This is a genomic window from Streptomyces sp. NPDC005805, assembly GCF_040630445.1.
Lineage (GTDB): Bacteria > Actinomycetota > Actinomycetes > Streptomycetales > Streptomycetaceae > Streptomyces.
This window is the reverse complement of sequence record NZ_JBEXXN010000042.1, coordinates 46,222-57,155: the sequence shown is the minus strand read 5'-3', so window position 1 is coordinate 57,155 and position 10,934 is coordinate 46,222. Positions and strand designations below refer to the sequence as shown.

The 10,934-nt window shown below is 75.7% G+C and carries 10 protein-coding genes; 9 read left to right on the top strand and 1 reads right to left on the bottom strand.

Features of this window, described 5'->3' with window-relative positions; genetic code table 11:
• Positions 1–659: 659 nt before the first annotated feature.
• From argC to ABZ457_RS21855, 7 genes are all read left to right on the top strand, one after another.
• Positions 660–1,688, top strand: coding sequence for an N-acetyl-gamma-glutamyl-phosphate reductase (gene argC, locus ABZ457_RS21885; protein WP_359159656.1), 1,029 nt, complete (start codon positions 660–662; stop codon positions 1,686–1,688).
• On the top strand, positions 1,685–2,836 hold the full coding sequence (argJ, locus tag ABZ457_RS21880) for a bifunctional glutamate N-acetyltransferase/amino-acid acetyltransferase ArgJ (protein ID WP_359159654.1): 1,152 nt from the start codon (positions 1,685–1,687) through the stop codon (positions 2,834–2,836). Before argC ends, argJ begins: the two co-directional genes overlap by 4 nt.
• Positions 2,833–3,873: an acetylglutamate kinase gene (argB, locus tag ABZ457_RS21875; RefSeq protein WP_359159652.1), complete on the top strand. Its 1,041-nt coding sequence runs from the start codon at positions 2,833–2,835 to the stop codon at positions 3,871–3,873. The genes argJ and argB overlap by 4 nt, the downstream gene beginning before the upstream one ends.
• A gap of 125 nt (positions 3,874–3,998) precedes the next feature.
• Positions 3,999–5,126, top strand: coding sequence for an acetylornithine transaminase (locus ABZ457_RS21870; RefSeq protein WP_359159669.1), 1,128 nt, complete (start codon positions 3,999–4,001; stop codon positions 5,124–5,126).
• A gap of 202 nt (positions 5,127–5,328) precedes the next feature.
• A complete protein-coding gene (locus tag ABZ457_RS21865) occupies positions 5,329–6,756 on the top strand; it encodes a SidA/IucD/PvdA family monooxygenase (RefSeq protein ID WP_359159650.1) in 1,428 nt (475 codons plus the stop codon).
• 14 nt (positions 6,757–6,770) lie between these two features.
• Complete coding sequence (locus tag ABZ457_RS21860) at positions 6,771–8,213, top strand: condensation domain-containing protein (protein WP_359159648.1); 1,443 nt, start codon at positions 6,771–6,773, stop codon at positions 8,211–8,213.
• A gap of 58 nt (positions 8,214–8,271) precedes the next feature.
• Positions 8,272–8,481, top strand: a complete 210-nt coding sequence (locus ABZ457_RS21855; protein ID WP_359159646.1) for an MbtH family protein — start codon at positions 8,272–8,274, stop codon at positions 8,479–8,481.
• Positions 8,482–8,534: 53 nt separating this feature from the next.
• Here ABZ457_RS21855 and ABZ457_RS21850 read toward each other — a convergent pair whose 3' ends face one another.
• Positions 8,535–9,059 carry a GNAT family N-acetyltransferase gene (locus tag ABZ457_RS21850; RefSeq protein ID WP_359159644.1) on the bottom strand — a complete coding sequence of 175 codons (525 nt, stop codon included), beginning with the start codon at positions 9,057–9,059 and terminating at the stop codon, positions 8,535–8,537.
• A 155-nt stretch (positions 9,060–9,214) separates the two neighbouring features.
• Here ABZ457_RS21850 and ABZ457_RS21845 point away from each other — a divergent pair, with 155 nt between their 5' ends.
• Positions 9,215–9,481 carry a phosphopantetheine-binding protein gene (locus tag ABZ457_RS21845; protein WP_359159642.1) on the top strand — a complete coding sequence of 89 codons (267 nt, stop codon included), beginning with the start codon at positions 9,215–9,217 and terminating at the stop codon, positions 9,479–9,481.
• Positions 9,474–10,850 carry an enterobactin transporter EntS gene (entS, locus tag ABZ457_RS21840; protein WP_359159666.1) on the top strand — a complete coding sequence of 459 codons (1,377 nt, stop codon included), beginning with the start codon at positions 9,474–9,476 and terminating at the stop codon, positions 10,848–10,850. Before ABZ457_RS21845 ends, entS begins: the two co-directional genes overlap by 8 nt.
• Positions 10,851–10,934: the final 84 nt, after the last annotated feature.

The window sequence follows — 10,934 nt, the reverse complement described above, 5'->3', positions numbered from 1 at the left end:
CACGGCCCGGCGCTCCCCTCCCGCGCCGGGCCGTGGGCGCGCGTCGGGGCGCGCGCCGGGCAACGGGGGTGGCGGGGGTCGCCGTTGACGGAGACGGGTGCGTTGACGGGCGCGGGTGCGCCGCGTTCGTGGGCCGGGCCCGGGGCGGGTTCGCGGCCGGGCGGGCACCGGCCCGTCCGGGGGCAACCACCGCCGCGCCCGGTCCGGGGTGCGGCGCGCCGAACCGGCCCGGCCCGCCCGGACTGTGACGCGCCGTACGGCCCACCACGACCGACCACCGCCCCGGGCGGCACGACCGCGACCGAGACCACGCCCGCCGTCCCGCCCCGGGCCGGGCGGCCCACGACCGAGACCACGACAACCGCCCCGCCCCGGGGTCCACGACCACAACCGCCCCGCGCCCCAGATGCAGCACGGCCACGACCACCGCGCGCCCCGCGCCGCACGACCACGACCGGGGCCACGACCCGCACACCCCACCGCGACCACCACCGCCCGGCGCACACGCCCGGCGCGACCAGCACCCGACGCGCGCCCGCCACGCGGCGCGCCCCCGCCCACGACCGCTCGCCCGCGCCCCGCGCGGACCCGCAACTCCCGGAAGGAGACCACGAGGTGGACGACCACGTGCCCCACGAGGTGAAGGGACGGACCCGCCCATGACGTACACCGCAGCCGTGGCGGGCGCCAGCGGGTACGCCGGAGGGGAGATCCTCCGGCTGCTCGCCGCGCACCCCGGTGTGACCGTGGGCGCGCTCACCGCCCACAGCAGCGCGGGCCGCCCCCTCGGCGAAACGCAGCCGCACCTCGCCTCCCTCGCGGACCGGGTGACCGTGCCGACCACGCCCGAGGCCCTCGCCGGGCACGACGTGGTCTTCCTGGCCCTCCCCCACGGCGAGTCCGCCGCGCTGGCGGAGCGGCTGGGCCCGGACACCCTGGTGGTGGACTGCGGCGCCGACTTCCGGCTCCGGGACGCGGCCGCGTGGGAGCGCTTCTACGGCACCCCGCACGCGGGCAGCTGGCCGTACGGCCTCCCCGAACTACCAGGTTTCCGGGAGGAGTTGCGCACCGCGCGCCGGATCGCCGTGCCCGGCTGCTACCCGACGGCGGTCACCCTCGCCCTGTTCCCCGGCTACGCGGCCGGGCTGCTGGAGCCTGAGGCCGTGGTGGTCGCGGCGAGCGGGACCTCCGGCGCCGGCCGGGCGCTCAAGCCGCATCTGCTGGGGTCGGAGGTGATGGGCTCCGTCACGCCGTACGGCGTCGGCGGCGGCCACCGGCACACCCCGGAGCTGGTCCAGAACCTGTCGGCGGCGGCGGGCGAGCCGGTGGGCGTCTCCTTCACGCCCGTCCTCGTCCCCATGGCGCGCGGCATCCTGGCGACCTGCTCGGCCCGGGTGCGGCCCGGGACCGGCGCGGCCGAGATCCGGGCCGCGTACGAGAAGTTCCTCGGCGCGGAGCCCTTCGTGCGGCTGCTGCCCGAGGGGCGCCAGCCGTCCACCGCCTCCGTCCTCGGCTCCAACAGCGCGCGGGTGCAGGCCGTCCTGGACCCGGTGGCGGGCCGGCTCACCGCCGTCGCCGCGATCGACAACCTCGTCAAGGGCACCGCGGGCGGCGCGGTGCAGTGCATGAACCTCGCCCTGGGCCTGCCCGAGACCCAGGGACTTCCCGTGGACGGAGTGGCCCCGTGACCGTGACCGCAGCCCGAGGATTCTCCGCGAGCGGTGTCGCCGCGGGCCTCAAGACCTCCGGCGCGCCGGACCTCGCCCTGGTCGTCAACCACGGCCCCTCGTACGCGGCGGCCGGTGTGTTCACGGCCAACCGGGTCCAGGCCGCGCCCGTACGCTGGTCCCGCCGGGTGCTGGAGGACGGCCGGCTCACTGCCGTGGTCCTCAACTCCGGTGGTGCCAACGCCTGCACGGGCACGGCGGGCGCCGAGGACACCCGGATGACGGCCGAGCGCGCGGCCTCGGTGCTGGACGTCGAGACGGAGGACGTCGCCGTCTGCTCCACCGGCCTGATCGGCGTCCGGCTGCCCATGGACACCCTGCTGCCGGGCGTCGACGCGGCCGCCGCCGCGCTCTCCCCGGACGGCGGCGAGGCGGCGGCGATCGCCGTCAAGACCACCGACACCGTGCACAAGACCGCCGTGGCGCACGGCGACGGCTGGTGCGTCGGCGGCATGGCCAAGGGCGCGGGCATGCTCGCCCCCGGCCTCGCGACCATGCTGGTGGTCCTGACCACGGACGCCGAGGTGCCCCCGGCCGCGCTGGACACCGCGCTGCGCGAGGCGACCCGGACCACCTTCGACCGGCTCGACTCGGACGGCTGCATGTCGACCAACGACACCGTCCTGCTGCTCGCCTCCGGCGCCTCCGGAACCGCCCCGTCCGCCGGGGAGTTCACCTCCGCGGTGCGGGCCGTCTGCGCGGACCTCGCCCGGCAGCTCCTCGCGGACGCCGAGGGCGCGTCGAAGGAGATCACCATCGAGGTGGTCGGCGCGGCGAGCGAGGAGGACGCGGTGACCGTGGGCCGCTCGGTGGCCCGCAGCAACCTCCTCAAGTGCGCCCTGCACGGGGAGGACCCCAACTGGGGCCGGGTGCTGTCCGCCGTCGGCACGACCGACGCGGTCTTCGACCCGGACCGGATCGACGTGGCCGTCGCCGGGGTGTGGGTCTGCCGGGGCGGCGCGGCGGGCGAACCGCGCGAGAAGGCCGACCTGAGCGGGCGCGAGATCACGATCACGGTCGACCTGGGCGCGGGCGCCGCCTCCGCCACGGTGTGGACCAACGACCTCACGGCCGCGTACGTCCACGAGAACAGCGCGTACAGCTCATGAGCGCGCACCAGGAACCCGCGCACCAGGAACCCGCGCATCCGGAACCCGCGCATCCGGACGCCGCGCCCGTGCCCCGCGACGCGGCCAAGCCCGCCTCGCCCCCGCCACGCCGCCGCTCGGCGGACCGGCCGCCCCGGGCCCGTACCGTCATCGAGGCGCTGCCGTGGCTGGAGCGGTTCCACGGGAAGACCGTGGTGGTCAAGTTCGGCGGCAACGCGATGGTGGACGAGGAGCTGAAGCGGGCCTTCGCCCAGGACGTGGTCTCGCTGAAGTACGCCGGGCTGCGGCCCGTGGTGGTGCACGGCGGCGGGCCTCAGATCAGCGCCGTGCTCGGCAGGCTGGACCTGGAGGTCCGGTTCGCCGCCGGGATGCGGGTGACGACACCCGAGGTGATGGACGTCGTCCGGATGGTGCTGGCGGGCAGTGTGCAGCGGGAGATCGTCGGACTGCTGGGTGCGCACGGCCCGTTCGCGGTCGGACTCACCGGTGAGGACGCGCATCTGCTGACCGCGGTGCGCCGCCCGGCGTGGGTGGACGGCGAGCCGGTGGACATCGGCCTGGTGGGGGAGGTCGTCCGGGTCGACCCCGAGATCCTGCTGGCGCTGATGGACCGGGGCCGTATCCCCGTGGTCTCGCCCGTCGGCCGGGGCGCCGACGGCCAGATCTACAACATCAACGCGGACCTCGCGGCGGCGGCGGTCGCCGAGGCGCTGGGCGCGGAGAAGCTGGTGATGCTCACCGACGTGGCCGGCCTGTACGCCAACTGGCCCGAGAGCACGGAGGTCGTCTCCCGGCTGACGGCGGGGGAGCTGGAGGAGTTGCTGCCCCGGCTGGCGAGCGGGATGGCGCCCAAGATGGAGGGCTGTCTGCGGGCCGTCCGCGGCGGGGTGGGCGCGGCCCATGTCATCGACGGACGGGTGCCGCACTCGCTGCTCCTGGAGGTCTTCACCGACGACGACACCGGCACGACCGTGGTCCCCGACACCCCGGGCGACCGGGTGCCGGCGGGGACGCACAGGACGGAGACAGCACGATGACCGCATCCGGCACGACCGCGTCCGGTACCACCTCCGGCACCACCCCGCCCGCGCGCACCGGCGCCCCGGGCGCCGCCACCGACCCGCCGCCCGCGCCCGGTGTGCGGGAGCGCTGGCAGTCCGTCATGGCCGACACCTACGGGACTCCCCCGCTGGCGCTGGAACGCGGCGCGGGCAGCACCGTGTGGGACACCGGGGGCCGCGCCTATCTGGACTTCGTCGGCGGGATCGCGGTGAACGCCCTCGGCCACGGCCACCCGGCCGTGGTCGAGGCGGTGACCCGGCAGGTCGGGCGACTGGCCCATGTGTCCAACCTGTTCGCCGCCGAACCGCCCGTCGCCCTGGCCGAGCGGCTGCTCGCGCTGGACGGGCGGCCCGGGCGGGTCTTCTTCGCCAACTCCGGCGCGGAGACCATGGAGGCGGCGTTCAAGATCGCGCGCCGCACCGGCCGCCCCCGGATCGTGGCGGCCGAGGGCGGCTTCCACGGGCGGACCATGGGCGCGCTGGCGCTCACCGGCCAGCCGGCGAAACGCGAACCGTTCCTGCCGCTGCCGGGCGAGGTGGTCCATGTGCCGTTCGGCGACGCGTCCGCCCTGCGGGCCGCGGTGGACGAACGGACCGCCGCCGTCGTCCTGGAGCCCGTACAGGGCGAGGGCGGGGTGGTCCCCGCGCCGCCCGGCTATCTCCGGGCCGCCCGGGAGGCGACCCGTCAGGCGGGCGCCCTGCTGGTGCTGGACGAGATCCAGACGGGCGTCGGGCGCACCGGGCACTGGTTCGCGCACCAGGCGGAACCGGGCACGGACCCGGATGTGGTGACCCTGGCGAAGGGCCTGGGCGGGGGTCTGCCGATCGGCGCCGTGCTCACCTTCGGCACGGCGGCCGGTCTGCTGACGCCGGGTCAGCACGGTTCCACCTTCGGCGGCAACCCGGTCGCCTGCGCGGCGGGTCTCGCCGTCGTCGACACGATCGAGGCGGAGGGGCTGCTCGCGCGGGTGCGCCGGGTGGGCGGGCTGCTGCGCGCGGGCGTCGAGGCGCTGGACCACCCGCTGGTCGCACGGGTGCGCGGCGCCGGGCTGCTGCTGGGCGTGGTGCTCACCGAACCGGTGGCGGCACGCGTCCAGTCGGCGGCGGCCGGGGCCGGGTTCCTGGTGAACGCGGTCGGGCCGTCGGTGATCCGGCTGGCGCCCGCGCTCACCATCACCGAGGACGAGGTGGCGGCGCTGCTCGCGGCCCTGCCGTCAATTCTCGGCTGAATCAACACAGTTGGGCCCGCCGGCGACGGTCCGGCGGGCCCGTGACCGGCCGGGGCCGACTTGACACCGCCGGGCACCACAGGGCAACTTAGGCAAGCCTTACCTAATTAGTTGAGGTTTGTACGGTCCGGCACCCGGTGTCCCGACCGTCCCGGCACCGGCCCGACCACCGGCACCGAGCAGGACCGAGCAAAGGATGAGCATGTCTGCAGGGCACGCAGGCGCGAGAGCGCAGCAGGGCGACACCGCCACGGAGGACCTGGTCGGCATAGGCTTCGGCCCCGCCAACCTCGCGCTCACCATCGCGATCGAGGAGCACAACGCCCGGTCCGGGCCGGGCGGCGCGCTGCGGACCGCGTTCGTGGAGCGCCAGCCGGAGTTCGGGTGGCACCAGGGAATGCTGCTCAGCGGCGCGACCATGCAGGTGTCGTTCCTCAAGGACCTGGCCACCATGCGGGACCCGGGCAGCCGCTTCACCTTCCTGCGCTATCTGCACGAGCAGGGCAGACTCGCCGACTTCATCAACCAGAAGTCCTTCTTCCCCACCCGGATCGAGTTCCACGACTACTTCCGCTGGTGCGCGGCGATGCTGGCGGACCGGGTGCGCTACGGGCGCGAGGCGTACGCGGTGCGGGCCGTGGCCGGTCAGGAGGGCGCCGACACGCTCGACGTCCTGACCCGCCCGGCCGGAGCCGGCCTCGGTGCTCCCGCCGACAGCCCGGACGCCTCCGGCGAGGAGACCCTGCGCACCCGCAACGTCGTCCTCGGCACCGGGCTGCGGCCCCGCCTCCCCGAGGGCGTCACGGCCGGCCCGCACATCTGGCACAACCGGGACCTCCTCTTCCGGGCCGCCGCCGTGACCGACCGCCCGCACCGCCGCTTCGCCGTCGTGGGCGCGGGCCAGTCGGCCGCCGAGACCGCCGACTACCTCTACCGGGAGTTCCCGGACGCCGAGGTCTGCGCCGTCTTCAGCCGCTACGGCTACAGCCCGGCCGACGACAGCCCCTTCGCCAACCGGATCTTCGACCCGGACGCCGTGGACGCCTTCTACGACGCCCCCGACGAGGTCAAGCAGACCCTTCTCGGCTACCACGCCAACACCAACTACTCGGTGGTGGACGGCGAGTTGATCGAGCAGCTGTACCGCGCGGTGTACCAGGAGAAGGTGGCCGGCACCGAGCGGCTGCGCATCCTCAACACCACCTCCCTCGTCGGGGTCGAGGACCTGCCCGACGGCGTACGGGTGGCCGTCCGGTCGCTGACCACCGGCGAGCGGTACGCCCTCGACTGCGACGCCGTGGTGATGGCCACCGGCTACCGCCCCACCGACCCGCGCGAGGTGCTGGGCCCGCTGGCCGAGGAGTGCCTGACGGACGGCCGGGGCCGGCTGCGGATCGGCCGCGACCACCGGGTGGCGACCACCTCCCGCGTCCGGGCCGGCATCTACGTCCAGGGCGCGGCGGCCGAGCACACCCACGGCATCACCGCCTCGCTGCTCTCGACCCTCGCCGTGCGCTCGGGCGAGATCTGCGACTCGCTGCTGCTGGGCGAGGCGGAGCGGCAGGTGCTGACCGCCCGCTCCGTGCCCGCGCCGGCCGGGGCCGACGGCGTCGCCGTCCGCACCGCCTGACCCCGCGCCGCGCGATGAGACAGCCCACCGAGGACACCGGCGACCGGACGCGCCCGGCGCCGCCCGCGACGGAGACCGCGACCGGGGCCGCGGGCGCCGCCGGGGCCGCGGCCAAGGCCGACCCCGGGGCAAGCGCCACGGAACTGACGGCCGCCCAGCGCGAAGTGCTCGCGGCCCAGCGGGCGGACCCCGCGAACACCACCTTCAACGTGGGCCAGTACGTGGACCTGCGGGGCCCGCTGGACACCGGCCTCCTCCAGGAGGCGGTCCGGCGGACCCTCGCCGAGGCCCCGGGCCTGCATCTGCGGCTGCGCGAGGAGGACGGCCGGCTCCGGCAGGAGCCGGTCCCCTTCGACGCCCCGGCGTGGCGGCTGCCCCGGCTCGACACCTCGGGGGCCGCCGATCCGGTGGCCGCCGCCGTCGGCCTGGTCCGCGACCAGCTCGCCCTGCCGCCGCGCCTGGACGCCCTGTTCACGGACGGCGGCGGGCCCGCCGGGTCCGCCGGCACCTCCCTGTCGGGGACGGTCCTGGTCCGCGTGGGCCCCGAACGGCATCTGCTGTTCCAGTACTTCCACCATCTGGCCGTGGACGGCTACGGCGTCTCCCTGCTGACCCGGCGGATCGCGGAGCTGTACACCGCGCTGGCGCACGGAACGCCCCCGCGTCCCTCGCCGTTCGCGCCGGTGGCGGTGCTGCTGGCCGCCGAGCGCGCCTACGAGGGCTCGGCCCGGCAGGAGGCGGACCGCGCCCACTGGGCGGCCCGTTTCGCGGACCGCCCCGCGCCGGCCGGCTTCACCGGCCGCCGGGCGCCGGCCTCCAACCGGGTGCTGCGGGAGACCGTGACCCTGGACCGGGCGGCCACCGCGCTCCTGGAGACGGCCGCCCGCGGCGCGCGCGCCACCTGGGCCGAGGCGGTCACGGCGGCCCTGGTCGCCCTGCTGCACCGGGAGACCGGCACCGGCGACGCGGTGCTGCGGATGTACGCGACCGCGCGCACCGCGCCCGGCACCCTCCGCGTCCCCGGGATGGCGGTGAACGTCCTCCCGGTGCGCGTCCCGGTCGGCGGCGCCTCCTGCTTCACGGACCTGCTGCGCCTGACCGCCGGGGAGTTCCGGGACGTCCGGGCCCACCAGCAGTACCGGGGCGAGGACGGGGAGCGGCTGCCCGGACTGCGCCCGGCGGGCGGACCGCTGCTGAACCTGCGGCCCTTCGACACCGAACTCGACTTCGCCGGCGTGCCCGGACACGTCCTCACCCTGGCCTCCGGGCCGGTGGAGGACCTGTCGCTCTCCGTCGTCCGCCCGGCGGACGGCACCCTGCGGCTCGATCTCGACGCCAACGGCGCCCTGTACGACCCCGGCACCCTGCGGGACCTCGCCGGGCGCTACGAGCGTCTGCTGCGGCTCCTCGCCGCGGCCCCGGACCGCGCGCTCTCCGCGCTCGGCCCTCCCTCCTGACCTTCCGCCACCGCACCGGTTCCCCAGTGCGCCGATTCCCCTACGCAAGGAGCACGACATGACCGCCACCAACCCGTTCGAGGACGAGGACGCCCGCTACCTGGTGCTCGTCAACGCCGAGAACCAGCACTCCCTGTGGCCCGCCTTCGCCGAGGTGCCCGCCGGCTGGACGAAGGTCCACGGCGAGGACTCCAAGGAGGGCTGCGCCGCGTACGTCGAGGAGCACTGGACCGACATGCGGCCGGCGTCGCTGGCCGCCCGGTCCTGAGAAGCGTGCGCCGGGCCGGGGACGGACGTCCCGGCCCGGCGCGCACCGTGCCGTCAGCCGCTCGCGGGCAGGCGGCGGGAGAGGATCCGGGAACCGCGCCGGGGGTCGAGCGCGGCCAGCCAGGCGGCGGGGGCGCCCTGCCCGTCGCCCGGTACGAAGCCGTGGCGCAGGAACAGCTCACCGCCGCCCGCGGTGGCCGTGAACACGGCGGAGACCCGGGCCAGGGCGGCGTCGGCCAGCAGCGCGCGCAGCAGGGCGGTGCCGATGCCCCGGCCCTGACTGCGGGGCGCCACGCAGACGTTGTAGACCACGGCCACGGGGCCGTGCCCGGTGCCGTGCCCGGCCTCGGTCGGCCGCGGGTACGTCCGCAGCGCGGCGCAGCCCTGGAGCCCGCCGCCCGCGGGGTCCTCGGCGACCAGGAAGTCGCCGGCGGCCCGGACGTAGGCGTCCGCGGGGCGCTCGCGCAGGGCCCCGCCGGGCACGAACAGGCGGGACAGCCGGTGGAGTGCCGCGCCGTCCCCCGGGCCGGCGGGTCGGACCACCGGTACCGGCGCGGCCGCAAGGCCCGGTCGGGACATGGCCGTGGTCAATGGCTTCTCGCTCTCGTGGAGTTGAGGGCCGGAGGCGCCCGTCGCGGGCGCGGGATCCGGCTTGACTTCACACAACAATAGATAGTTAGGTAAGCCTTACCTAATCGATGCAATCGCACAGTGAACGGGGAGAGGACACCACGATGGCCGAAACGGCCGCGCAGCAGCCCTTCGCACTCGAACGGCTCGTATCGGACGTCGCCGAGGTCCTGTACCTCGACACCGACGAGGTGGAGGTCGACGAGAGCCTGCTCGACCAGGGCCTCGACTCCATCCGCCTGATGACCCTGGTCGAGAGGTGGCGGGCCGAGGGCGCGGAGATCGCCTTCGTCGACCTCGCCGAACGCCCGACCCTCACCGAGTGGGCGGCCCTGCTGGACCCGGCAGGAGCCTCTCGTGCGGATGCGTGACCTGCTCATCGACATCGAACCCCTGCGCACCAGCAGGGAGTTCCGGGCGATCTTCATCGCCCGGGTGGTGTCCCTGTTCGGGCTCGGCATGGCGATGGTGGCCCTCAACCTCCAGGTCTACGAGCTGGCGGGCAGCGTCCAGATCGCCGTCGTCAACACGATCATGGGCATCACGGTCCTGCTGGGCTCCCTGTGGGGCGGCTGGATGGCGGACCGGACCGACCGCCGCAACCTGATCGTCTGCGCCCGCGCCGCCGCGGCCCTCGCCTTCGCCGGGCTCGCCGCCAACTCCTTCGTGGACGAGCCCCAGATGTGGGCGATCTACCTCTGCGCCGCCTGGGACGGCCTCGCCACCGGGGTCAGCGTCACCGCCCTGATGGCCGTCGCCCCCACCCTGGTCCGCCCCGACCAACTCCCCGCCGCCGGGGCCCTGATCTCCCTCACGGGCGAGATCGGCTCGATCGCCGCGCCCTTCCTCGGCGGTGTCCTCCTCGCCCTGAGCGGCCCCGGGCCGGTGTTCGCGCTCGCCGCCTTCACCACCGCGATCACCACCCTCCTCATCTCCCGGATCCGCTCCCTGCCGCCCGTGCGGGACGAGGAGGAGGACGAGGAGGACTCCGGTTCGCCGCTGGTCGCCTTCAGGTTCGCGCTGCGCAACCGGGTCGTCGGCGGTCTGCTGCTGATGGGCTGTGTCGTCGCGGTGTTCAACCTGCCGATGGTCCTCATCCCCGAGATGGTCGACAAGGTCTTCGAGGGCGGCGAGATGACCGCCGGCCTGCTCTACACGGCGCCCGCCGTCGGCGCGGTCCTCGTCTCCGCCACCAGCGGCTGGATCAACCGGGCCGCCAAGCCCGGACTGCTGCTCCTCGCGGCCGGCTTCGGCGGCGGCCTGGCGACCGTCGCCCTCGGCCTCAGCGGCCATGTGGTGGTCGCCTTCGCGGCCCTCGCGATCGCCGGCGCGGCCGGCACGGTCTACGAGATCCTCGAATACGCCCTCGTCCAGCACAACACCCCGGACCGGCTGCGCGGCCGGATGGTCAGCGTCCTCACCACCCAGGGGACCACCGGCGGCATGGCCGGCGACATGGAGGCCGCCGCCGTCGCCCGCTGGTTCAGCCCGGCCGCCGCGGCCGTCCTCAACGGCGCGGTCGTCGCCGTGGCCGCCGTCCTGATCGCCGTCCTGGTGCCCGGCCTGCGCAACGCCGTCCTGCCGCAGGACGCGGACGAGGACGAGGACGACACGGCGGACGAGGACGACACGGCCGGCGGGCCCGGCCCGCACAAGGGCCCGGCCCCCGGCGCCGGTCCCGGTTCCCCCGGCGGCGGCCCGCCCGCCGCCGCCGTCACGGCCGGCCCCACCGCCGGCTGACCCGCCCCGCGCCCCTCGGCGCGGCTCCCGGCCGACCACCGGCAGCCGCGCCCCACCGCCTCTCCCCCGCGGCCGGTCCGACCC

Excerpts from the sequence above, each read along its gene's own strand:
- ABZ457_RS21870 (WP_359159669.1), top strand. The coding sequence starts at position 3,999 with ATGGCCGACACCTACGGGACTCCCCCGCTGGCGCTGGAACGCGGCGCG.
- argB (WP_359159652.1), top strand. The coding sequence starts at position 2,833 with ATGAGCGCGCACCAGGAACCCGCGCACCAGGAACCCGCGCATCCGGAA.
- ABZ457_RS21855 (WP_359159646.1), top strand. The coding sequence starts at position 8,272 with ATGACCGCCACCAACCCGTTCGAGGACGAGGACGCCCGCTACCTGGTG.
- ABZ457_RS21860 (WP_359159648.1), top strand. The coding sequence starts at position 6,771 with ATGAGACAGCCCACCGAGGACACCGGCGACCGGACGCGCCCGGCGCCG.
- ABZ457_RS21850 (WP_359159644.1), bottom strand. The coding sequence starts at position 9,059 with ATGTCCCGACCGGGCCTTGCGGCCGCGCCGGTACCGGTGGTCCGACCC.
- ABZ457_RS21865 (WP_359159650.1), top strand. The coding sequence starts at position 5,329 with ATGTCTGCAGGGCACGCAGGCGCGAGAGCGCAGCAGGGCGACACCGCC.
- argC (WP_359159656.1), top strand. The coding sequence starts at position 660 with ATGACGTACACCGCAGCCGTGGCGGGCGCCAGCGGGTACGCCGGAGGG.
- entS (WP_359159666.1), top strand. The coding sequence starts at position 9,474 with ATGCGTGACCTGCTCATCGACATCGAACCCCTGCGCACCAGCAGGGAG.
- ABZ457_RS21845 (WP_359159642.1), top strand. The coding sequence starts at position 9,215 with ATGGCCGAAACGGCCGCGCAGCAGCCCTTCGCACTCGAACGGCTCGTA.